Here is a 22,552-nt window from a genome sequence, read left to right as displayed (position 1 = left end):
TTGAGCTCGCTCAGCGTGATGCGCACCGCCGGATGCTTCGCCTGGAAGGCGCGCAGCGCCTGCGGCAGGCCCCGGTAGAGCATCGCCCCGACGAAGCCGATGCGCAGCCGCCCGGCCGAACCCAGCGCCACGTCGCGCGCCTCGATGGCGGCCTCCTCGGCGCCTTCGCCACCAACAGCCTGCACCGCAAGAGCCTGGGCGCGTGGCTGGAGCGCTGCGTGTTCTCCACGCCCGGCGCGGCCCTGCCGTTTGCCACGCGCGATTTCCGCACGCGCCAGCACGCGCTGAGCGAGGCCAACTTCAACATGGTGCTGCAGGCCTCGTGCTCCATTCCGTTCCTGCTGGCGGCGGTGCACGACATTCCCGGCGCGCCGCGCGGCGCCTACTGGGACGGCGGCATCACCGACTACCACCTGCATCTGGACTACCAGCCCGCCGACGAAGGCATCGTGCTGTACCCGCATTTCCAGCAGGCGGTGGTGCCGGGCTGGCTCGACAAGGGCCTGCGCTGGCGCCACAAGGCCAGCGGTTTTCTCGACCGCATGGTGGTGCTCGCGCCCGACCCGGAATGGGTCCGCACGCTGCCCAACGGCAAGCTGCCCGATCGCAAGGACTTCATTCACTTCGCGAACGATGCGCAGGCGCGCATCGCCGCATGGGGCCGCGCCACGCGCGAGGCGCGGCGGCTGTCGGACCAGTTCGAAGGCTGGCTTCAGCGCGACGGCGTGCCCGAGCTGCTGCCGCTCTGACCCACCGGCGCCGCCAGCGTCAGTGGCGCCGCGCAGTCGAGGATGTTCACTTCCACCGCGTCGCCGACCTTGAGTTCGGCGCCCGCGGGCCAGCGCCCCGTGCCGATCGAGCGCGAATGCACGCCGCCGTTGCGGTAGCGCACGACGGCATAGGGCGCTGCGGCACCGCCATCCGCGCCGCAATCGCGATCGGCCGTGGCGGCCAGGTCGCTCGCGTGCCCGATGCTGACGACCTGCGCGGCCCGCCAGCCTGCCGAGCGGTCGAAGGAATGCGCGTCGAAGGCCGAGCAGCCGCCCAGCATCGACACCCCGAGCAGGAGCAGGCGCTTCACGGCGCCGGCCCGATCGCCGCCGTGGCCTGGATCTCGACGCGGTATTCGGAGTCGATCAGCTTCGCGCCCACCGTGGCACGCGCGGGCGTGTGGCCGGCGGGCACCCATTCGTCCCACACCGAGTTCATCGCGGCGTAGTCGCCCACGGTGCGCAGGTAGATCGTCACGCTCACCAGGTCCTGCTTGGTCGCTCCCTGCGTGGCGAGCAGGCGGTCGATGTGATGCAGGATCTCGCGCATCTGCCCGGTGATGTCGAGCGAAGGGTTCTCGGCCACCTGGCCCGCGAGGTACAGCAGGCGCGCGGCGCCCAGGTCGACGGTCACCATCTCGCTGAAGCGGGGGCCCATGTCGTGGCGGATGATGTTCATGGCGATGCGGGAGAAATGGAAGAAGACGAGACGATGGCAGGTTGTGGCGCATTCCACCATCCGCCGCCCAGCGCCTGGAAGAGGGCGGCCGCGTCGGTCAGCCGCAGCGCGCGGGCCTGCACGAGATTCAGCAATGCCTGCTGCTGGGCCTGCTGGGCAATGCGCAGCGAGAGCGCGCTGGCATCGCCCAGCCGCACCTGCGCCTGCGTGCGCGCCAGGCTCTGCGAAGCCGTGCGTTCGGCCTTCACCGCCGCCTGCAGCGCGCGGGTGTCGGCATCGATGGCTTCCAGCGTATTGGCCACGTCCTGGAAGGCGGCGAGCACCGTCGCGCGGTATTGCGCGGCTGCCTGGTCGAAGGAGGCGCGCGCGGCTGCCTCGTGGTGCTTGAGCGCGCCGCCGTCGAAGATGGGCTGCGTCACGCTCGCGGCCACCGTCCAGAAGAGCGAGGACGACTTGAACAGATCCGCCAGCCGGTAGGCCGAGGAGCCGTACGAGTTCACGCCCAGCGTCACGTTCGGCAGCCGCGCCGCGACCGCCACGCCGATGGCGGCGCTGGCCGACTTCAACTGCGCCTCGGCAGCACGCACGTCGGGGCGGTGCTCGACCAGCCTGGAAGGAAGGGTCAGCGGCAGTTCCGTCGGCAGCTGCAGCGCATCCAGATCGAAGCGCGCCTCCACGCCCTGGCTCGGGAAGCGGCCAGCCAGCGTGGCCAGCAGGTTGCGCTGCTGCGCCAGCTGCCGGTCCAGCGGCGGCAGCGTGGCCTCGGTGGCGGCCAGCGCGGCTTCCTGCGCGTCGACCTCGGCCGGCGCAACCTGGCCCAGCGTCAGTTGCTTGCGATAGGCCTGCAGCACCTCCTTCTGGCCCGCGATGATGGTCAGCGTGGCGCGTTGCTGCGCACGCAGCGAGGCTTCGGTGATCGCGGCGGTCACCACGTTGCTGCTCAGCGTGAGCTTCGCGGCCAGGCTCTGGAAGCGCTGCAGCTCGGTTGCGGCCTCGGCTCCTTCCATCTGCCTGCGGGTGGCGCCGAAGACGTTGGGTGTGTACGACACCGTCACCTGCGCCGTGTGCAGCGTGTACAGGCTCGCGTTGGACGACACCGGGCTCGCCACCGCGCTGGCCACGCGCTGCCGCGTGGGCGCGTAGCCCAGCGCCACGCTGGGCCAGAAGGCGGCACGATCGGCGGCTTCGTTCTCCTGCGCCGCGCGCAGGGCGGCGTCGGCCGCCTCGATGGTCGGGTTGCCGGCAAGGCTCTGCGTGACCAGCGCGTTCAGCGGCTCGCTGCGGAAGGCCTGCCACCACTGGGCCGGCACGTCGAGTTCGGGCGACAGGCGCGCCAGCGGCACGCCGTCGGCTTTCTTGCTTGCAGGTGGGGCGGGCGTGTACTGCTCCGGCAGGTTCAGCTGCGGGCGGGCGTAGTCGGGGCCGACCGCGCAGCCGGCCAGCAGCATCGCCGCGATGCCGGCCGCCACGGGCCTCGCCAGGTTTGTCTTCTTCGTCGTCATTGCTTGTTCTGCTTTCCTAGCGGTCGCGCCGCGAGCGCGTGCCCCAGCCCTTGCGTTCGAACACGCGTTCCATCGCGAAATACAGCGTGGGCAGGATGAAGAGCGTCAGCAGCGTCGACACCACCAGCCCGCCGACCACCACAGTGGCCAGCCCGCGCTGCACGTCGGTGCCCACGCCGGTGGCAAGTGCGGCGGGCAGCATGCCCACCGACGCCACCGTGGCCGTCATCAGCACCGGCCGCAGCCGCTCGGCCGCGCCTTCGAGCACCGAGGCCTGCAGCGCCAGACCTTCGCCGCGCACGCGGCGGAAGTTCGCGACCATGATGATCCCGTTCTGTATCGAGACACCGAAGAGCGCGATGAAGCCCACGGCCGTTGCCACGTTGAGCGTTTCTCCCGCCACGTGCACCGCGATCAGCCCGCCCAGCGTGGCCATGGGCACCACGCCGAGGATCAGCGCCACCTGCCGGATCTTCCCGAACTGGAAGAACAGCAGCACCGCCATGATGCTCACCACGATGGCCAGCGACACGCTCAGCCGGGCCTGCGCGCGCTGCTGGTTCTCGAACTGGCCGGCCCATTGCAGGCGGAACTTCGTGGGGTCGAACTTCACTTCCTTCGCGATGCGCTCGCGCGCCTCGTCGAGGTAGGAGGCGAGGTCGCGGTCGCGGTTGTCCACGCGCACCGTGATCTGGCGCTCGTTCATCTCGTGCGAGATCGTGCTTTCGCCGGTCTGCAGGCGGATGTCGGCCACCTGCGCGAGCGGCACCTTCGCCCCGCTGGAGCTGTTGAGCAGCAGCGAACCGATGGCCTCGGTATTGCCCTTGGCGCTTTTGGGCATCTTCACCGACACGTTGTAGGTGCGGTTGCCCGAGTACACGGTGATGACAGGCGCGCCGCCGATGCCGGTCTGGATCAGGCTGGCCACGTCGTTCGCGTTCACGCCGAAGCGCGCCGCCGCCTCGCGGTTGAGCTGAATCACCACTTGCGGAATCGGCGGTTCCTGGAACAGCGACGCCGAGGCGGTGCCGCGCACCGTTTCGAGCAGATCGACGATCTGGTTGCCAATGCGCCGGCTTTCCTTCAGGTCGTCGCCGTAGATGCGCAGCACCAGCGGGCTGTGCGCGCCGCCCACGGCGTCGTTCACCCCGTCGATGATCGGCTGGCTGATGCCCACGTCGAAGCCCGGCATGCGCGCGAAGCGCTCGGTCAGGGTGCGCACGAAGTCGGCTTTCTTCACCCCGGCCGGCCATTCGCCATAAGGCTTGAGGCCCACCGGAACCTCCATGTGCGAGGGCGTCCACGGGTCGGTGCCGTCGTCGTTGCGGCCCAGCTGCGTCACCACGTACGAGATTTCCGGGTATTCGAGCAGCACGTGCCGCAGCTCGGTCGCCATCTCGCTGGCCTTGTCCAGCGACAGGCCCGAGGGCAGCTGCACCTGCAGCCACAGCGCCCCTTCGTCGATGTCGGGCAGGAACTCGCGCCCGGCCGTGGCGCCCAGCACCACCACCGCGGCCAGCGCCGCCACGCTCAGGCCGTAGGCGATGGCCGGCACGTCCAGCAGCCGCGCCAGCACCCGGCGATAGGCACCGGTCAGCCACACCAGCGGCTTGTTGACGAAGGGCTTGCTCGGCTTGCGCAGCGCCACGTAGGCCAGGCTTGGAATGAGCGTGAGCGCACAGAGCAGGGCACCCACCAGCGCGTAGCCGACCGTGAAGGCCATCGGCTTGAACAGCTTGCCCTCGGCCCGCTCGAAGGCGAAGAGCGGAAAGTAGGCCGTGATGATGATCAGCGTCGCGAAGAAGATCGGTCCCGACACGTGGCTCACCGTCTCGAGGATGTTGCCCTCGGTGAGCGTGGCGTGCGGTTCTTCTTCGCGCCGCCGCAGGATGGCCTCCATCACCACGATGGCGCCGTCCACGATGATGCCGAAGTCGATCGCGCCCAGCGAGAACAGGTTGGCCGGCATGCGGGTGAAGTGCATCACGATGAACACCGTCACCAGCGACATCGGAATGGCCACGGCAGCCACCACCGCGCTGCGGGGGCTGCCCAGGAAAAGAATGAGCACGAAGCACACCAGCGCCATGCCTTCCAGCACCGTGTGCGTCACCTTGTCCACGGTGAGCTTCACCAGGTCGTCGCGGTCGATGTAGGGCACGATCTTCACGCCCATGGGCGCGAGCTCGGCCTGCAGCTCGTCGATCTTCTTGTGCACACCCTCCAGCACGCGCGAGGGATTCTCGTACTTGAGCATCAGCACGATGCCCTCGATGGTGTCCGGATTGGTGTCCTTGCCCAGGATGCCGCCGCGCTCCTGGTGACCGAACTGCAGCCGCCCCAGGTCGCGCACCTGCACCGGCGAGCCGTTGCTCTGCGCCACCACCACCGTGCCCAGGTCGTCCAGCGTGCGGATCTGGCCGATGCCGCGCACCACGTAGCTCTGGTCGCCGCGCGCGATGCGCCCGCCGCCGGCGTTGGCGCTGTTGTTGTTGATGGCCGTGACCACGTCGTTGAGCACCAGCCCGTACTTCTGCAGGCGCGCCGGGTCCAGCTCCAGCTGGAACTCGCGGGTGAAGCCGCCGAAGTTGTTGATGTCCACCACGCCCGCCACCTGCTTGAGCGCGGGAATCACCTTCCAGCGCTGCAGCTCCGACAGTTCCATCAGGTTCTTCGTGTCCGACTCCAGCGTGTAGCGGTAGATCTCGCCGGCCGGCCCTGCCACCGGCCCCAGGCCCGGCTGCGCGCCCGAGGGCAGGCTGACCTGCCCGATGCGCTCCGTCACGCGCTGGCGCGCGAAGTAGTCGTCGGTGCCGTCCTTGAAGGTCAGCGTGATCAGCGACAGCCCGAAGGTGCTGCTGGAGCGGATCGAGGCCAGCCCCGGCGTGTTGCTCAGCGCGCGCTCCAGCGGCGTGGTGATCTGCTGCTCGATCTCCTCGGCGGCCAGGCCGTTGACCTGCGTGGTCACCTGCACGTTCACGTCACCGAGGTCGGGGTAGGCCTCCACCGTCATCTGCGTCCACGACCACGCGCCGAAGAGCACGAGCGCCACCGACATCGCCCAGGCCAGGTGCCTGCGGCGGAAGAACTGGGTGATGATGAGATTAATCATTCAGCAGCACACCACCGCGGACCACCACGCGCTCGCCGGCGGCCAGGCCGCTGCGGATGCGAACCTTGTCGCCGTCTTCCCGGTCCAGCTCCACCGTGCGGCGCACGAATGTCCAGGGCTCGGCCTCGACGAAGACGCTCACGCTGTCGTTGTTCATCAGCAGCGCCGATGCCGGCACCTGCGGCTGCGCGCCCTGCGGCACGCCCAGCACGGCCGTCGCGTACATGTTGGGCTTGAAGATGCCGTCGGGGTTGGCGAACACGATGCGCGCGCGGGCGCGGCGCGTGTCCGCGTCGAGCACCGCGCTCACGAAGGCCACCTTGCCGGTGAAGCTGCGCTCCGGGTAGGCCGCCAGCGTGACCACCACGTTCTGCCCAGGCGCGACCGTGCCGACCACGCCCTCGGGCACGTTGACCGTGACCCAGACCGAATCCAGGTTCGACACCGTCATCAGCACCGCGTTGGCGTCGTTCAGGCTGGAGCCGGCGGCCGCGTTCAGCGCCGTGACCGTGCCGGACGTGGGCGCGACGATCTTCAGCACCTGGCCGGCCTGGGCGCCGCTCGCGTCCGCGCCCAGGCTGCGCAGGCGCGCCTCGTTGCGCTGGAGCTCGGCCTTCTGCTGGGCGACGCTGCTGCTGGCGGCTTCCACGTCCTTGGCGGCGTTGGAGCCTGCCTCGTTCACGCCGCGCGCGCGCACCAGCGCGCGCTGCGCGAGGTCGAGTGCGTCGCGAGCCTTCCGCGCGTCGGCCACGGCCTGCGCGAGGTCGGGCGAGCTCATCGTCGCAAGCACCTGGCCGCGCTTGACGGTGTCGCCCAGGCGCACCTTCAGCTCGAGCAGCCGGCCGGTCAGCGGCGGCAGGATGTTGGCGGTATTGGCCGGATTGGCTTCCACCGTGGCGGGCAGGCTCACCTCGTGCGGCAGCGTGTCCTGGCCGACCGTGGCGACCAGCAGGCGATCGCGCAGCGGCGAGCCGGCGGGCACGCTCAGGCGGTTGCCCTGGCGCACCAGCATCGGCGCGGGGGCGGCGGCCACCGGGGTGGCTGCATGGGCGGTGCTGTCGAAGGAATCGACGCACAGGGCCGCGCAGGTCATCACGCCGAAGACGATGCGCGCGGGGGTGATCTGGTAGAGGGATTTCTTCTTCATCGCGATACGGATCTCGCGGGACGGGCGCGCCGTGCACGGGACGCCTTCCCATGCCCTCGATCCGCTCCCGTCTCCTGCCGGGGAGCGTAGGAAAAGGCGCCTGAAGAAGCTCCCAAGAAATCCTGAAGTTCTCTTCAGAATCGGCTTTCGCAGAGCTCGGTAGCCGCCAGTCAGGAACGCGCGGCATGATCCGCGCCATGAGAATTCTGCTGATCGAGGACGACCGCAAGGCCGCGCGGCTGCTGGCCCGGGGCCTGCAGGAAGAGGGCTTCGTGATCGACGTGGTGCACACGGCGGAGGAGGGCGACGAGGAGGCTTTCGTCGTCGCCTACGACCTGATCGTGCTCGACTGGATGCTGCCCGGAAAGGACGGTCTTACCCTGTGCCGCGACCTGCGCCAGCGCGGCTGCAAGACGCCCGTGCTCATGCTCACCGCGCGCGATGCGCTGAGCGACCGCGTGGCCGGCCTCAACACCGGCGCCGACGACTACCTGACCAAGCCCTTCGCCTTCGACGAGCTGCTGGCCCGCGTGCGCGCGCTGCTGCGCCGTTCGGAGCTGGTGCGCCCGATGGTGCTTTCGCTGGCCGACCTGAGCCTCGACCCGATGAGCCAGCGCGTGCTGCGCGGCGGCATGGTGCTGGAGCTGACCCACAAGGAGTTCGCGATCCTGCAGATCCTGCTGCGCCACGCCGGCGAGGTGGTCAGCCGCTCGCGCCTCGCCGAGCAGGTGTGGAAGGACGACCTGATCGCCATCGACAACCTGATCGACGTGCACATCAGCAACCTGCGCCGCAAGGTCGATGCGCCGCCGGCCGCGCCGCTGATCCAGACCGTTCGCGGGCGCGGCTTCAGGCTGGCGCTGGCGGACGACGGTGCTGGTGGCGGCGGAAGCGTCGCGCATGCTTAGCTTCCGCAAGCGGCTGGCGCTGGCCCACGTCAGCGTGATCGTGGTGGTGATGGCGGTCGCCGCCTTCGGCTCGTACCTCGTGTTCTCGCGCAACGTGCACCGCGAGCTCGACGCCGCGCTGCTGGCGCTGGCCGAGACCGAGATGGGCATGCTGCTGTCGGCCGGCGAGGGCGGCACCGTCATCGTCCACGAGGCCCCGCCAGGCCCTGGCGCCCCCTCGTTCGTGCGGCTCGACCGGCTGGTGCAGATCGTCGACGCCGACGGCCGCGTGCTCGCGCGCAGCAGCAACCTCGGCGAGGCGCAGCTACCCATTCCGGCCGCGCTGCGCGAGCGGCTCGCGGCGGGCGAGACCGTGTTCGAGACGCTCGACGGCTACGGCGAGGAACCCACGCGCATGGTCTCGGTGCCCGTGCCGGGCCGCGCCTCGCTGCTCGCGGTGCAGGTGGCCGGCTCGCTGGACGACGTGAACCGCACCGTGGCCATGGCCAGCGCGCTTTTCATCATCCTCGGCGGAGCGCTGCTGCTGGCCCTGGGCGCGGCGGGCGCGCTCATCACACGGCGTGCCTTCGGCGCCATCGACGACGTGGTGCGGCAGGCTCATCGCATCGGCGACGCGAACCTCGGAGAAAGGCTGCCGCACCCCGGCACGCGCGACGAGATCGGCCGGCTGGTGGACACGCTCAACGACATGCTGGCGCGCATCGAGCAGGGCATGGAAGCGCAGCGGCGCTTCACGTCGGATGCCTCGCACGAGCTGCGCTCGCCGCTGTCGCGCCTGCGCACCGAACTCGAGCTGGCACTGCGCAGGCCGCGCGAACCGGCCGCATACGTGGAAACGCTGCGCTCCTCGCTGGAGGAGGTCGAGTCGCTCACGCTGCTGGTCGAAGAGCTGCTGGTGCTGGCCCGGCTCGACGCCGGCCAGGAGCGCGACGCGGTGGAAACGGTGTCGCTGAACCAGCTCGCCGAAGAGGCCCTGAGGCGCCTCGAGCCGCTGGCGCGCGAGCGGCGCCTTGCCCTGTCGCTGGCCCCCGCGCCGCCCGTGGCTGCGCGTTTCGCCCGTGGCGCGGCCAGCCTCGCGCTGGCCAACCTGCTCGACAACGCCCTCAAGTTCTCGCCCCCTGACACCACGGTGCGCGTGAGCCTGCGTGCGGATGCGGATGCGAACGAGGCAGTCATCACCGTGGCCGACAGCGGCCCCGGCATACGCGGGGATGAAATGCCGCACCTGTTCGAGCGCTTCTACCGGGGCGCGACGGCACGCTCGGACGAGATGACACCGGGCCTGGGCCTCGGGCTGGCGCTTTCGCAGGCCGTGGTGCACGCGCATGGCGGGCGGATCGATGCGGCGAACGAGAGCGGGGGAGGGGCGCGGTTCGATATGAGGCTGCCGCTGGCGGTGCCGGGCAAACCCTGACCGGACGGGTGGTTGGCGCTTCGAGAATGGCCCGGTCCATTCCCGAAACGACGCAACGAAAGAGCCTTCGCCGCCATGTCCCAAGCCACGCTGTCCCGCCGCCGCTTCACGCTCGCCACCGCCGCCGCAAGCCTCCCCTTGCCGTCGTTCGCGCAGACCGCATGGTCCACCAAGCCGATCCGCGTGATCGTGCCGTACACGCCCGGCGGCTTCACCGACCAGATGGCGCGGCTGGTGCAGGTCGGGCTGCAGACGAAGCTGGGACAGCCTGTGCTGGTCGACAACAAGCCGGGTGCGAACAGCCTGATCGGCGTCGATGCGATCGCCAAGGCGGCGCCGGACGGCACGACTTTCGGCGTTGTCATCGCAGCCTATGCGGCGAACACCACGCTGTACCCCAAGCTGCCCTATGACCCGCGCAAGGACCTGACGGGCGTTTCGCTGATGGGCGTGTCGCCGCTGCTGGCGGCCGTGAACGTCGATGCGCCTTTCAAGACGGCGCGCGAGCTCATCGACTATGCGCGCGCCAATCCGGCCAAGGTGAGCTTCGGCTCCTCGGGCAACGGCTCGGCCGCGCACCTGACCACCGAGCTGTGGAAGTCGCTGACGCAGACCTACATGATCCACATCCCGTACCGCGGAGCGGTGCCTGCGCTGACGGACCTGATGGGCGGGCAGATCCAGCTTTTCTTCGATGCGCCGACGGGCCTCATCAACCAGGCCAAGGCCGGCAAGGTTCGGCTGATCGGCGTGGCGGGCGACAAGCGACTGGCGGCGGCGCCCGATGTGCCGACCTTCATCGAGCAGGGTTTCGCGGGCTTCACCGGCAGCACCTGGGCCGGCATGCTGGCGCCGGCGGGCACGCCGCGCGACATCGTCAAGCGCATGTCGGAAGAGGTGGCGCGCATCATCAGGAGCGACGACACGCGCGCCAAGCTGGATGCGATGGGCACCATTGCGGCGGGCAGCACGCCGGAGGAATTCGATGCGTTCATTACCTCCGAAACGGCGAAATGGGGAAAGGTGATCCGCACCGCGGGCGTGAAAGCAGAGTAAAGCGGCAGCGGTGGGTTTGTGAAATCCAGATCGATACCCTGGAGAATCAGGCGCCGAGCGCGTGGAAGCGCATCGCGGCTCCCTGATCGAGAGATCGCGTCCGGCCGGCGCCTCGGTTCAAGGCGCGAGCATCAACACCTTGAATTGGCTGGGCACAATGCGCATGCCCAGCGCGTTGCTTCGGTTCTGTACGGAAAGGCTGGTCATGCGCGTGGCAGGGCTGCCCTTCAGGAGCACGGTGAACGACCCGGTGATGTGGCGCGAAGGGCCCATCACCGAAGGAGAGATCACGCCCAGCGTGACGCCCGGGTTGTCGCCATTGGTCAGCGGCGTGACGGTCGCGAGGTTGTGTGCCGGCGCGAACATGAAGAGGATGTTCCACGCATTGGGTATCGCGGTCGGGCCGAGCGCGAAGTTCGGGTAGGGGATCGGAATGGCCGGCGGTGTCTTGCACACGTCGGGAAAGGCCAGGTCCATTCCCATCATCTGGCAGTTGGCGAACATGGTGTCGGCTCCTCCTTGTTGGAAGGCGGTCAGCCCATGTGGATCTGCTTGGCGTCGACTTTCACGACCGCCTGCGCCGTGACCACCGTCTGCGACGCATGGATGCGGGCAAGGTCGGTCGCTTCGTAGTCGAGCTGGCCGCAGCGCAACTGCTCGGTTTGCTCGGTCATGCGGAAAGCCGTGCGGCTGATGTGCACCAGCCGGTCCGTGACGGTCTCGCACAGGCGCCCGACGACATGGATGCTCGCCGTCATGGCCCGGACCGCGTTTCCGACGTAGTCGAGGCGGTCCACCTTGCAATCGGCCTCGCTCGCATTGAGTGCGAAGCGCGCGCTGTTGACTTCCACGGCCTTGGCGGATTGCAGCCGGATGGCCTCGCGGCTTTCGATCTGCACGCCGCCCATGGGCGCGGCCAGCACGAGGCGGCCGGTGGTCTCGATGCGCGCCGCGCTGGCGTCTGCCTGATCAATCACCGCGATCAGGTAGACGTGGTAGCGATCGGGACCGGAGATCAGCACCGTGTCGCCCGGCTCGGGCCGCAGCAGGCAGCTGGCGGCGCGGCGGCATTGCCAGGCGCCGTCCTCGCATTCCACCCGGTACAGCGATCCTTCGCTCAGGAACTCGACCACCTTGCCGAGGCGCTGCACAGGGGCGTCGGCGGTGCCTGCCTGCGGGCTGCGCAATGCTGCGATGTTCTTCATGGGATTTCGCCTTTCGTGGATGGAATGGAATGTGGCCTGCGGCGCTCGGACCAGCGCTGCGCCTCGAACAGGTCCGGATCGTTCGGCAGCACGCCGGCATTGCCGCGCAGGGCGTCGGGAACGTCCCGTGCCCCGTGCAGCTGGGTGCGAAAGAGACGGGCATCGAGGTTCGAGCCCGCGAGCACGGCGCCGGAAAAGTCGGCGTAGGTGAGGTCTGCACCGCCAAAGCTGGCGCCGGTGCAATCGGCGCGGTGGAAGATGCACTGCTGCATGCTGGAGCCGCCGAAATCGGTGGCTGCGAGCACGGCATCGATCCAGAGACTCTGGTCGAAATGCGCGCCCCGCGCATCAGCCCTGCTCAGGTCGGCCTCGGGAAAGAGCGCCTGCGGCGCCTGGACGCCGCGCAGAATCGCGCCGCGCAGCCTGGCACCCTTGAAGTTGCACCGGGCCATGTGCGCGCCCTCGAAGTTGCAGCCCTCGAGGTCAGCGTCCGTGAACTGGCACAGCGCAAAGTGATGCCTGGAGAAATCATGGCCGCCAAGGCGGGATTCGACGAAGACGACCCGCTCGAAGCGCGCGCCGGCGAGCGCGGTTTCACGCAGGTCGACCTGGTAGAACACGACCTTGTCCAGACGGGCGCCCGAGAGGTCGGCGCCGTCCAGCGGCGACTGGAAGAACAGCGTCCGCTCGAGCATCCCGGCAGCGAAGCGGCTGCGCGAAAGGGTGCTCTCCATGAACTTGGTATCGACAACGCTGGCCTGGGAGAAATCGCTGTCCGGCAGCTTGCAGCGATGGAATACGGCGTCGTCCAGGACAGCGGCCTTCAGGTCTGCCGACGGGAGTTCGCATTGCGCGAAGGCCGCCTTCTTCAACTGCGCGTCGTTGAGCCGCACACCTGCGAAGGTGCAGCTTTCGAACTGGCTTTCCTCGAAACGCGTGCCGATGCAGCTCACACCGTCGAAGTCGACGTCGATGAACACTCCGCCGGACAGATCCAATCCGTCGAGGCGCCAGCCCCTGCAGCTTCTTTCCCGGATCGGCTCGCCGCGCTGCACCATGGCCTGCAGTCGGTGCGGCGTCATGCGGCCGCAGCGTCCTGGCGCACCGGATAGACCTTGGCCAGGTGCGTGTAGGCGCCGTCGAGCAGCGTGGAGCCGTCCATGAGGCTCTGGGAGACGTCGGCGCGGAAAAGGTTGGCGCCGCGCAGGTCTGCGAGGCGCAGATCGGCTTTCTGGAAGCTCGCGTCGATCAGGTCGGCGTCCCTCAGGCTGGCGTGCTGGAGATTGGCTCGCACGAAGCGCGAGTCGCGCGCGTTGCTGCGCGAGAAATCGGCCCGCGTGAGATCGCATCCGGAGAAATCGCTGTTGTCCAGTCGGGCATCGGCCAGGCAGGCACCGGAAAGCGCCACCGCGCGCAGGCTGCATTCGCGCAGATGGGCAGCAGCGAACTTCGCCTGTCTGAAGCTGCTGGTGCCCACCACGCAGGTGGTGCGCAGCTTGGCACGCGTGAAATCCACGCATCCGTCGGCCTGCACGTCCACGAACACGCAGCTTTCGAGCCTTGCGCCGGCAAAACCGATCGCGCCGGGCTTGCAGCGCACGAAGTGCAGCTTGAAGAGCGTCGCCTCCTCGAAGTCGAGCTGATCCAGGTGCACCTTCTCAAGGAACATGACCACCTTGAGGCTCGCGCGGCGAAAGCTGCAGCGCGCAAACGATGCCTCGACCACTGTGTTGTCTTCCCACAGGGAAGCGCTGAAGTCGCAGTCCTCGCACAGGATGTTCTCGAGCATGGCGTGGCGCAGATTCGCGGCGGCGAACACGGTCTGCCTGCATTGGGCGAAACCGAGGTTGGCCCCTTCGAGCAGCGTCTCGCGCAGCGAGGTGCCGTCGAGGCACGCACGCACGAGCACTGCGCGGGAGAAATCGGCGTTGTCGAGCCGCGCGCCGCGCAGGTTGGCGCTCTCCAGCAGGGCGCCGCGAAAGCACGCTCCACTGAGGTCCATGCCCGACAGGTCGGCACCGGTCAGGTCCATGTCCGAAAAGTCCCGGCTGCCCGCGAGGATCTGCGTTGCCTGCTGGCGTGCCTCGGCGGCCCGCTGCGGCGTCATCGGGTCGGCCGCATCCTGATGGTGGGCACTGTGGAGGTACATCTTGCGCTGCGCCGCGGTGATGAACTCCCCGCGGCCCAGGAGTTCGGTCACCGGGCCCATGCCGGCGGCGAGCGTTCCCGGCACTTCCGAGATGGATGCAGCCATGCTCTGGATGTGCGGTGCCATTGCCGCGGAAGGAGGGCCCTTGAGCGCAGGAGGCTCGCGGCCCTCGGCCAGCGCGAGCAGGGGGGCCATGTCCGGCCCCACGGGACCGGCTTCGGCCGCGCCCGCGCGAAGCGTCTCGGACAGCTCCTGCCGCTGTGCCTGCAGTTTCTGCCTGGCTTCTTCCTGGAGGCGCTTGCTGCGTGCGACGAATTCGGGCAGCGCATCCAGCGTGGGCAGTTCGTCGGCCGGGTCCGGCGGCGGAAAGTAGCGATCCGGGTCCTGCCCGTCGCCGATCATCTTCTGGCGCATCTGCTCGCGCATCCACTCTCCGTGCCGCTGCGCATTGCTCGCCAGCGGGCCGAGCGGACGGTCTTTCAGCGAGATGGTGTCGAGCCAGGGAGCGATTGCCGCAGCGGGAAGCAGATCGCGATCACGAAAGCTGTAGAGCGCGCCGCTTTCCGTATCGAGCCGCTGCTGCATGACCGACCGGTAGTGGCTGGCCGGCAGCGGCTCGGCAGCCGATTCCTCGAGCGCGGGCATCAGGTGGAGGACGTCGGCGGCATCGTCTTCCCGGATGTCCGCCACGCCGTGATAGATGAGCACGATGCGTTCACGGTGCGGAAAGAACCAGGCGGTGGTCATCCGCATGGGGACATCGGTGAAGGTGGTCTCTCCGGCTTCGCCCGCCAGGGTGAGGAAGCATCGCGCGCGCCAGTCGGGCAGACGGCCTTCCTGGCAGGGCTTGCCTGGATGCATGTTCCAGATTTCGTAGGAGGCCCCGCCGGGAATGCTGTCGGTGTCGCGCCACCACTGGTCTTCGGGCGCCGCGTTGAAGAGGTGCCAGTCCATGTCGCCGGAGAAGGCCGGAAAGTCTTCTCTCGCCCAGCGCTCGCCGTAGTCCTTGCCGACGCGGGCGAAGCGCCGGGGCCACATCACGTCGATGGCGCCGAAGCCGGCAGGTGTGAGCTGCTGGTCGTGGCGCTGGATGAGCGCGTCGGGCGCCTCGATGTTCGGAAGCCGGCGCGTGCGCACGCCGTTGATGGTCTCTTCGTCGGCACCGATGCCCAGCGGGTTGTCCGCGAACGAGGCGCCGCCATAGGCGCGCTGCCAGTCGAGCGGCATGCTCTCGAAGTCTCGAGGCGGCGTGGCGCGCCTGTCGAGCCAATAGCGGTCGCCCGACACGCGCAGACTCTTCTCGATCGTGCCGACGCGCATCTTCACCATGCACTGGTTGCGCGTCTGCTGGTGTGCGGTGTAGGCGTGGCCGGTGGCGAGAAATTCCGCACTGCGCTTGGGCATGCCCAGGTCGAGCACGCCTTGCTCGCCGATCTCCTCTGCCACCAGGGGCCAGAGTTCGGCGTCGGGATAGAGCACCGGCACGGCATCCGTGCCCGTCATTGCGATCACGGTAAGGCCAAGCCGCTGGCGGCGCTGCCATGGAAAGGGGCGACTCAGTACGCTGAGCCGGAGCGGCTTGATGACTTTCATGGAAACGGAGAGATGCGCGCGATCAGCGGGAAATGGTCGTGGTCGACCGGCGGCGGTCGATGGCCACGGCCGTGGTGTCGGCCGGGTCGACCAGCACATGGATGGTCTGGCCCGGCATGAAATTGACCACGAGTTCACGCGCTATGCGGGTCTTGAGCGTCTGTTCCAGGGGCGGCCGACCGGCCAGGGCGACGGTGCGCAGCCTCAGTTCGACGTCGTTGTCGTAGGTGCCCTGCGCCAGTTCGCGCAGGGCCAGCACCTCGGCGCTGGCGGGCTGGCCTTTGACCGCGAGCCGCTCGTAGCGCTGCTCTTCCTCGCGGTAGGGCCTGTTGCTGCGCACGGTGTGCACTATCACCAACGCCAGGAAGAGGACGATCAGCACACCGGAAATCACTGGCAACCAGAACTGCATGGGCGATGTCGTCGTGGTGCTCAGCTGAAGATGCTCATGACCTTGGCCTGGATCGCCAGACCGCCGCTGCGGATCTTGGCGCCCGCGGCCTTCACGTTGGCGCCCGAGGTTTCGAGGGCGAGCCCGTTGTTCTTGTTCTTGAAGGCCGAGATGTCGATCTTCACCGTGGCCAGCTGGAGGTTGAGGGCCGCATAGATCTGCGCTCTGGCGCCCCAGACGTCGAACGAGGTCGCCACCGCGCCGAAGCGGAAGACGCAGCCGCTGGCGCGCGCGATCCGCCAGTTGTTCTCCTGGGAGGAACTGATGGTGTGCTGCGGCACGTTGTAGGTCACCTTCGGCGCGTTCACGATGATCTCGACGCTGACGTTCTCGGTGACGGTGCCGGTGATGTTGCGGGTCTCGCCCGCGGTGATGTTCTCGGTGCGCGGTCCTTTGGTGGTGAGAATCTCGGAGCCGTCCACCGTGGCCGTGAGACCTCCGGTGATGGTCCACGTCGCGCCGCCGGTGATGGTGCGTGTTTCGCCTCCCGCGATGGTTTCGCTCTCGCCGCCGGTGATGCTGCGGGTCTCGCCGCCGGAGATGGTCTCGGTCTGCCCGCCCGTCACCGTGCGCGTTTCGCCGCCGTGGATGGTCTCGGTCTCGCCACCGTTCACCGTGCGGGTCTGGCCGCCGTTGATGGTCTCGACGCCGCCGCTGTTCACGAGTCGTTCTTCGCCGCCGTTGTAGGTGGCGGTTTCCTTGTCGGTGATGGTCGTGGTGCGGGTGCCCAGCACGTCGAGCTTTTCGTTGGCGTGGATGACGGTGGTGCGGTTGCCGCCCACGTCGCGAGTCTCGTCGGCTTCCACTTCGACGTCGAGGTTGCGCTCGGCATGCAGCAGGATCTGCTCGGCGCCCGTGCGGTCCTCGAAGCGCAGCATGTTGGCCTGGTTGGCCGCGCCGCCGGTGCTGGAGCGCGTGAGGATGCCGCTGGCCGTGGCATTGGCGGGCAGCTCCCACGGCGGCATCTGGTCGCTGTTGTAGACGCGGCCGGTGACGATGGGGCGGTCGGGCTCGCCGCCGATGAAATCGACGATCACTTCCTGGCCCACGCGCGGCATGTGCATGGTGCCGTAGTTGGCGCCGGCCCAACTGCTGGACACGCGCACCCAGCAGGAGCTGTTCTCGTTCGACTGGCCGTAGCGGTCCCAGCGGAACTGCAGCTTCACGCGGCCGAAGCGGTCGGTCCAGATTTCCTCGGGGCCGACCACGGTGGCGGTCTGCGGGCCGTTGGTGCGCGGGCGCGGCGTCTTGCGCGCGGGGCGGTAGGGCACGGAGGAAGGCAGCACGGTGAAGTCGAACTCGCACACCGATTCGCTGTTGCCGCCCGAGGAGTACTCGGGCTCGCGCAGGTCGTAGCGGGTTTCGGTGACGAGGTACTCGCGGTTGTCCGACTCGCGCGGGCAGTGCGTCATCTGGAACAGGTAGCCCGGCGCCATGCCCACCACGTTGGTGTGGCCCGAGGCCAGTTCGTGCGCGCACTGAAGCTCCTGCAGGCGGATCCTGGCGTAGGCATCGCCCTGCTGGTGCTCGGTGTAGCCGCCGAGCCATTCGTAGACCTCGTAGGTCGAGTGCTCGTGAGGTTTGGGGTCTTGCTGCACGCTTTGCAGCGAGGCGCGCGACTTCCTGAAGTCGAAGTCGTCGAGCATCACGCGGCCGGATGTGATCTGCTCGGCCACGCGCCACTGGTCGATGCAGGGCTCCAGCGCGTTGACGACGCGGTCGCGCGGGCGGTAGGTGATGCTGGCGTGGCCCGGCAGCGGCTGGTAGCTGCCCGAGTCGTCGGCCAGCACCAGCAGGTGCGAGCCGTTGCTGTGCTCGAAGTGGTAGGCGATGCCTTCGTGCTCCATGAGGCGGCTCACGAAGGCGAAGTCGCTTTCCTGGTACTGCACGCAGTATTCCCAGGTGGGGTAGCTGCCCGTGAGGCGTTTCTCGAACTGGAAGCCGTACTTGCCCAGCACTTCGTCGAGCACCTCGGGCACGCTCTTGTTCTGGAAGATGCGGCAGTCGGTGGTGCGCGTGAGGTACCAGAGCCACGGCTGCACCAGCGCGCGGTAGATGTAGTGGCGGCCGGTCTCGTTGGCGCGGCCCACGAGCTCGAAGCGCACCACGGTGCCGTTGAGGAAGCGCGGTGCGCCTTCGTCGGCCAGCTCCAGCGTGAGCGAAGTGCCGAGCAATTGCTTCAGATCGAGGCTGAAGCTGCTGCTGACCATGTCCACCTCGAACTCGAAGAGCTCGCTGAGTCCCTCCCGTCCCCGCATCGAGCGGAACTTGAGCTGCTCCGAGCTCAGGACGGTGTGGACTTGGACTGTGCGCTGCATTCGGAACTTCCCTGACCCTTGGGTTTCCGCGGCTGGGAAACCTTCGGTGACAGTCTAGAAATCCCTTATGTCACATAAATGACGCGAGGGGTGCGAGAGGGCCGTTTTCCCCTCTGAAGCACTCCTCGGAAAGCTCACGAAAACAATGTGTAGAAGAAGCCCTTACAGGCTTCTTGCGCGAGCCTTACATCGAGGCTTCGAGCATCGTCTTGTAGTCGTCTCTAGTGGCCAGGCGCGGGTTGGTCTTGTGGCAATGGTCGGCCATGGCGCCGTCGATGATCTGCTCGAACATCGCGGACGTCACGCCCACTTCGGCCAGGCCCTTGGGCAGGCCCAGGCGCGCGTTCATGTCGCGGATCGCATCGCCGAGATCGCCGGCCGAATCAAGGTGCATGGCCTGCGCCATGCGCTGCAGGCGCTGCTCCTTCTGCACCGACTCGGCGCCTGCATTGAAGTGGATCACCGCCGGCAGGAAGAGGGCGTTGAGCGTGCCGTGATGCAGTCGCGGATCGACGCCGCCCAGGCTGTGGCTCAGCGAATGCACGCAGCCCAGGCCCTTCTGGAAGGCCATGGCACCCTGCATCGACGCGCTCATGAGGTTCAGGCGCGCCTCGCGGTCGCTGCCGTCCTTCGTCGCGCGTTCGATGTGGCCCCACGCGCGCTCTAACCCATCGAGGCCGATGCCGTCGGCCGGCGGATTGAACGCGGCCGACATGAAGGTTTCCATGCAGTGCGCGATCGCGTCCATGCCGGTGGCGGCCGTGAGCCTCGGCGGCAGGCCCAGCGTGAGCTCGGGGTCGCAGATCGCGGCCTTGGGCATCAGGAACCAGCTGTGGAAGCCAAGCTTGCGGTGGTCGTCGACGATGACGATCGCGCCGCGCGCCACTTCGCTGCCCGTGCCGCTGGTGGTGGGCACCGCGATCAGCGGCACAACGCGCTCGGTGATGCGCGGCGAGCCGCCTTCGATGGTGGCGTAGGTCTTGAGCGGCCCCTCGTGCGTGGCCGCGATGGCGACGCCCTTGGCGCAGTCGATGGCGGAGCCGCCGCCCACGGCGATCAGGCCATCGCAGCGGCCGCTGCGATAGAGCTCCACTGCCGCGCGCACCGCGGCTTCGGTGGGGTTGGAGGGCGTCTGGTCGAAGACCGTGACTTCGAGGTCGGCGATGGCGTCGAGCGCCTTCTGCAGCACGCCTGCCGCGCGCACGCCGGCATCGGTCACGATCAGCGGACGGTTGATGCCGATGCGCGCGCATTCGCTGGACAACAGCTTGATCGCGCCGAATTCGAACTGGATCTGGGTGAGGTATTGGATGAGGGCCATGGATGTGGGGATGTCCCGGTAGGCACGGGGCAGTACGATTGCCGACCAGCCAAATCTAACAAGAGCGAACCGTCTTGCACACGAAAGAAACCCTTGCCGCTGTCGCGCCCGGAACACTGAGCGGCACCCGGCTCACGCCGAAGATGGCCAGCGTCGTCGAACGCATGGCCCGCGCGGGTCACCCGCCGCTCGACAGGCAGACGCCCGAAGAAGCCAAGGCCTCCTACGAAAAGGGCGCCGGCGTGCTCGAAGTGCCGAAGCCCGAACTGGCGCGCATCGAAGACTTCAGCATCGCTGCCCGTGATGGCCATGCGCTTCCCGCACGCCTCTACGCACCTTCATCGGAGGTGCTGCCGGTGCTGATCTATTTCCACGGGGGCGGCTTCACCGTCGGCAACATCCGCACGCACGACACGCTGTGCCGCGTGCTGAGCACGAAGAGCGGCTGCGCGGTGATCTCCGTGGACTACCGGCTGGCCCCCGCGCACAAGTTTCCGACCGCATCGAACGATGCGTGGGACGCCTTCCAGTTCATCTCGAAGGGGGGCGCAAGCCTGGGCCTCGACCCCTCGAGGCTGGCGGTGGGCGGCGACAGCGCGGGCGGCACGCTCGCGGCCGTCTGTGCCATCCTCGCGCGCGACGCGGGCCTGCCGCTCTCGCTGCAGATGCTGATCTACCCCGGCACCACCGCGCACCAGGACACGGCCTCGCACCTGCGCCACGTCGACGGACCGCTGCTGACCAAGGCGATGATCGATTTCTTCTTCGCACAGTACGTGAACACCCCGGCCGACCGTGACGACTGGCGCTTCGCGCCGCTGCTGGCCGATGACGTCGACGGCGTGGCGCCGGCCTGGATCGGTTTGGCCGAGTGCGACCCGGTGGTCGACGAAGGCATCGCCTACGCCGACAAGCTGCGCGCGGCGGGCGTGCCGGTCGACCTGGAGATCTACCGGGGCGTGATCCACGAATTCATCAAGATGGGCCGGGCGATTCCGGAGGCGCTGCAGGCGCAGGACGACGCGGCCCGGGCAGTCAAGGAGGCACTGCTGACACCATGAGCAACACGACAACAGCTACCGAACGCAAGGACTTCCGTTTCTTCCACCGCCTGCGCGTGCGCTGGGCCGAAGTCGACATGCAGAAGATCGTCTTCAACGCCCACTACCTGATGTACTTCGACACCGCCATCGCCGACTACTGGCGCGCGCTGGCGCTGCCGTACGAGGAGTCGATGCACGCGATGGGCGGCGACCTGTACGTGCGCAAGGCGACTGTCGATTTCCGGGCTTCGGCGCGCATCGACGACGTGCTCGACGTGGGCATGCGCTGCGTGCGCATCGGCAACTCGTCGATCGTGTTCGAAGGCGGGCTGTTCCGGCAGGACCAGTTCCTGGTCGGCTGCGAACTGGTCTATGTGTTCGCCGATCCGGCGACGCAGACCTCGAAGCCGGTGCCGCCGGCGCTGCGCGAGGTGCTGCTGGGCTATGAAGCCGGCGAGGCCATGCGCACCATCGAGACGGGCGACTGGGCCACGCTGGGCGAAGGCGCCGGCGCATTGCGGCGCGCGGTGTTCATCGAGGAGCAGAACATTCCCGAGGCGCTGGAATGGGACGAGCAGGACGCGGTGGTGCTGCATGCGGTGGCGCGCAACCGGCTGGGGCAGGTCATCGCCACGGCCCGGCTGCTGCCGGCAGAGAACGGCATCTCGCACATCGGCCGCGTTGCGGTGCACCGCAACCTGCGCAGCGGCGGCCATGGCGCGGCGGTGATGCAGGCGCTGGAAGACGTCGCCAGGGAGCGCGGCGCCAGCGTGGTCGCGCTGAATGCGCAGCGCAGTGCGGAGCGCTTCTATGCGCGGCTGGGCTATGTGCCGCACGGGGACGGCTTCGAGGAGGCCGGCATTCCGCATATCGAGATGCGCCGGCCGCTTCGGTCCTCTTCTTCCTCTCAGTAGCGGCTCGGAGGATCGGGCACGTAGCCCGGGTCCGAGCCGGGGAACGGCGACGGACCCGCGGGACGCGGCCAACGCGGCGGGGGCGGCACCGGGATCACGCCTGCAGCCACGAGGTTCTCGCGGCTGTCGTAGCGGATGCGGACCACCTCGTCCGGCGACGGCTGGGCGCGCTCGAAAGTCGTCTTGCCAACGTACGAGGTTTCGCGGCGGCCGTGAGCGGTGCCCAGGCTTGGGCTGGGCGCGGATTGGCGTGCCAGGCTGCCGGAAGATTCGGCGGCCGCAGCGGGAGCGGCGTTGTCGGCTGCGCCTGCCTTGGCCCGCGCGTCGCCCTGGTACGACGACGATTCGCTGCGGCGCTCGCGTTCGGGGCCGTATCCACCATGGTCGTCGCGGCGCGGGAACGGCGTGACCGGCGGAGGCGGCGGCTCGGGCATGCGCTCGCGGAACATCGCGACGCCGATCACACCCACATCGTCGGGCCGGCCGGTGCGGCTTGCATAGGAATTTCCGGCCGCGGCGAACTCGAAGGCGGCGATCTGCGAATCGCTCTTGCGCCAGCCGGTGATGTCGCTGCGCTCGCGGGCGCTGAAGACGTAGCCGTTCTGCCCGACGCCAGCGGTTTCGCCCGTGACCACGTTGACGCCGTCCACGGACATCACGGCCATGATGCGCTCGCCCATCGCGTTGCGCGCCCGGATGGCATAGCGCGCGCCAGGACGGCCGGCCACCCAGTATTCGCCGCGATGGCGGTAGATAGGCAGCTCCGCGCCGGTGCCGCGGTCGACCACGCTGACCTGCATCAGCGAACCGATGCGGCTGGAAGGGGTGGACGGAACATAGGGTCGTTCCGAGGTCTGCGCGCGGACCGGGAGCGAGGCCACGGCAGTCATGGCGGTCACGGCCAGGACGGTGGAAAAAAGTCTGCGCTTCATGATGTGTCTTCCTTGCCGGAGTTGATCGGTGAAGGCCT

At 68.4% G+C, this 22,552-nt stretch carries 19 protein-coding genes and 1 pseudogene; 6 read left to right on the top strand and 14 right to left on the bottom strand.

What is annotated here, in order from left to right; translation table 11 throughout:
* Positions 1–263 (bottom strand): LysR substrate-binding domain-containing protein (locus QMO14_RS23315; protein WP_301510075.1); only part of this gene is annotated, 263 nt, incomplete at its 3' end.
* Between QMO14_RS23315 and QMO14_RS23310 the strand changes: the two are divergent.
* Positions 156–749 (top strand): annotated as a pseudogene (locus tag QMO14_RS23310) (phospholipase); the annotation flags it as partial. The gene QMO14_RS23315 and the pseudogene QMO14_RS23310 sit on opposite strands and share 108 nt — an antisense overlap.
* Here QMO14_RS23310 and QMO14_RS23305 read toward each other — a convergent pair.
* The 5 genes from QMO14_RS23305 to QMO14_RS23285 are packed head-to-tail and all read right to left on the bottom strand — an operon-like array spanning position 713 to position 7,210.
* Entirely contained in the window at positions 713–1,081 is a 369-nt protein-coding gene (locus tag QMO14_RS23305) for a hypothetical protein (RefSeq protein ID WP_301510072.1), read from the bottom strand. The pseudogene QMO14_RS23310 and the gene QMO14_RS23305 overlap by 37 nt on opposite strands.
* Positions 1,078–1,449, bottom strand: a complete 372-nt coding sequence (locus QMO14_RS23300) for a RidA family protein (protein ID WP_301510071.1) — start codon at positions 1,447–1,449, stop codon at positions 1,078–1,080. The genes QMO14_RS23305 and QMO14_RS23300 overlap by 4 nt, the downstream gene beginning before the upstream one ends.
* On the bottom strand, positions 1,446–2,951 hold the full coding sequence (locus QMO14_RS23295) for an efflux transporter outer membrane subunit (RefSeq protein ID WP_301510070.1): 1,506 nt from the start codon (positions 2,949–2,951) through the stop codon (positions 1,446–1,448). Before QMO14_RS23295 ends, QMO14_RS23300 begins: the two co-directional genes overlap by 4 nt.
* A gap of 16 nt (positions 2,952–2,967) precedes the next feature.
* Entirely contained in the window at positions 2,968–6,063 is a 3,096-nt protein-coding gene (locus tag QMO14_RS23290; RefSeq protein ID WP_301510069.1) for an efflux RND transporter permease subunit, read from the bottom strand.
* A complete protein-coding gene (locus QMO14_RS23285; protein ID WP_301510067.1) occupies positions 6,056–7,210 on the bottom strand; it encodes an efflux RND transporter periplasmic adaptor subunit in 1,155 nt (384 codons plus the stop codon). Before QMO14_RS23285 ends, QMO14_RS23290 begins: the two co-directional genes overlap by 8 nt.
* Positions 7,211–7,407: 197 nt before the next feature.
* On the opposite strand from QMO14_RS23285, the gene QMO14_RS23280 reads away from it, so the two are divergent.
* The 3 genes from QMO14_RS23280 (at position 7,408) to QMO14_RS23270 (ending at position 10,588) form a co-directional block, all read left to right on the top strand.
* Positions 7,408–8,118, top strand: coding sequence for a response regulator transcription factor (locus tag QMO14_RS23280; RefSeq protein WP_301510066.1), 711 nt, complete (start codon positions 7,408–7,410; stop codon positions 8,116–8,118).
* A complete protein-coding gene (locus tag QMO14_RS23275) occupies positions 8,111–9,532 on the top strand; it encodes a cell wall metabolism sensor histidine kinase WalK (protein ID WP_301510065.1) in 1,422 nt (473 codons plus the stop codon). The genes QMO14_RS23280 and QMO14_RS23275 overlap by 8 nt, the downstream gene beginning before the upstream one ends.
* 75 nt (positions 9,533–9,607) lie before the next feature.
* Positions 9,608–10,588, top strand: a complete 981-nt coding sequence (locus QMO14_RS23270; protein WP_301510063.1) for a tripartite tricarboxylate transporter substrate binding protein — start codon at positions 9,608–9,610, stop codon at positions 10,586–10,588.
* A 117-nt stretch (positions 10,589–10,705) separates the two neighbouring features.
* Here the strand turns inward: QMO14_RS23270 and QMO14_RS23265 are convergent, their stop codons facing one another.
* From QMO14_RS23265 to QMO14_RS23235, 7 genes are all read right to left on the bottom strand, one after another.
* Positions 10,706–11,092, bottom strand: a complete 387-nt coding sequence (locus QMO14_RS23265; protein ID WP_125952906.1) for a DUF4150 domain-containing protein — start codon at positions 11,090–11,092, stop codon at positions 10,706–10,708.
* A gap of 29 nt (positions 11,093–11,121) precedes the next feature.
* Positions 11,122–11,793 carry a DUF3540 domain-containing protein gene (locus QMO14_RS23260; RefSeq protein ID WP_301510059.1) on the bottom strand — a complete coding sequence of 224 codons (672 nt, stop codon included), beginning with the start codon at positions 11,791–11,793 and terminating at the stop codon, positions 11,122–11,124.
* Positions 11,790–12,851, bottom strand: a complete 1,062-nt coding sequence (locus tag QMO14_RS23255; protein ID WP_301510058.1) for a pentapeptide repeat-containing protein — start codon at positions 12,849–12,851, stop codon at positions 11,790–11,792. Before QMO14_RS23255 ends, QMO14_RS23260 begins: the two co-directional genes overlap by 4 nt.
* Positions 12,852–12,871: 20 nt before the next feature.
* Entirely contained in the window at positions 12,872–15,535 is a 2,664-nt protein-coding gene (locus tag QMO14_RS23250) for a DUF2169 domain-containing protein (protein WP_301510057.1), read from the bottom strand.
* 22 nt (positions 15,536–15,557) lie between these two features.
* Positions 15,558–15,947 (bottom strand): DUF3592 domain-containing protein, encoded by a 390-nt coding sequence (locus tag QMO14_RS23245; RefSeq protein ID WP_301510056.1) that lies wholly within the window; start codon positions 15,945–15,947, stop codon positions 15,558–15,560.
* Between the two features lie 20 nt (positions 15,948–15,967).
* Positions 15,968–18,304: a type VI secretion system Vgr family protein gene (locus QMO14_RS23240; RefSeq protein WP_301510055.1), complete on the bottom strand. Its 2,337-nt coding sequence runs from the start codon at positions 18,302–18,304 to the stop codon at positions 15,968–15,970.
* 184 nt (positions 18,305–18,488) lie between these two features.
* Positions 18,489–19,625, bottom strand: a complete 1,137-nt coding sequence (locus QMO14_RS23235; RefSeq protein ID WP_301510054.1) for an iron-containing alcohol dehydrogenase — start codon at positions 19,623–19,625, stop codon at positions 18,489–18,491.
* Between the two features lie 143 nt (positions 19,626–19,768).
* On the opposite strand from QMO14_RS23235, the gene QMO14_RS23230 reads away from it, so the two are divergent.
* Both QMO14_RS23230 and QMO14_RS23225 read left to right on the top strand, forming a co-directional pair.
* Positions 19,769–20,686, top strand: coding sequence for an alpha/beta hydrolase (locus tag QMO14_RS23230; protein WP_301510073.1), 918 nt, complete (start codon positions 19,769–19,771; stop codon positions 20,684–20,686).
* Complete coding sequence (locus tag QMO14_RS23225; RefSeq protein ID WP_301510052.1) at positions 20,683–21,582, top strand: YbgC/FadM family acyl-CoA thioesterase; 900 nt, start codon at positions 20,683–20,685, stop codon at positions 21,580–21,582. The genes QMO14_RS23230 and QMO14_RS23225 overlap by 4 nt, the downstream gene beginning before the upstream one ends.
* Here QMO14_RS23225 and QMO14_RS23220 read toward each other — a convergent pair.
* Entirely contained in the window at positions 21,576–22,514 is a 939-nt protein-coding gene (locus QMO14_RS23220) for a hypothetical protein (RefSeq protein ID WP_301510051.1), read from the bottom strand. The two genes, QMO14_RS23225 and QMO14_RS23220, sit on opposite strands and share 7 nt — an antisense overlap.
* Positions 22,515–22,552: the final 38 nt, after the last annotated feature.

The sequence above is a fragment of the Variovorax sp. CAN15 genome (genome assembly GCF_030462475.1).
Lineage (GTDB): Bacteria > Pseudomonadota > Gammaproteobacteria > Burkholderiales > Burkholderiaceae_C > Variovorax.
Note: the sequence above shows the minus strand (reverse complement) of the source record. Positions and strands in the feature narration are given on the sequence as shown.